General features: G+C 77.4%; 1 protein-coding gene. It reads left to right on the top strand.

The window, feature by feature from the left end; translation table 11 throughout:
* A partial coding sequence (locus tag B1205_RS30085) for a CurL C-terminal domain-containing protein (protein ID WP_176308811.1) occupies positions 1-208 on the top strand: 208 nt, incomplete at both ends.

Below are 208 nucleotides of genomic sequence, written 5' to 3'. Positions count from 1 at the left end.
GGCCAGACCTTCGAGGAGAGCCGGCTGGTGCCGGTGCTGCTGTCGGCGCGTACCGGCGCCGCGCTCGCCGGCCAAGCGGACCGGTGGGCGCGCTGGCTGACCGGCGACGACACCCTCCGTCCCGCCGACGTGGCCTGGTCCTCGGCCACCACCCGGGCCGTGCTGGAGCACCGGGCCGTGGTCACCGCCGCCGACTCCGACGAGCTGG

This window comes from Micromonospora sp. NBS 11-29, assembly GCF_002140155.1.
Classification (GTDB): domain Bacteria; phylum Actinomycetota; class Actinomycetes; order Mycobacteriales; family Micromonosporaceae; genus Micromonospora.
The sequence above is the reverse complement of the archived record's forward strand: the minus strand, read 5'-3'. Positions and strand labels throughout refer to the sequence as shown.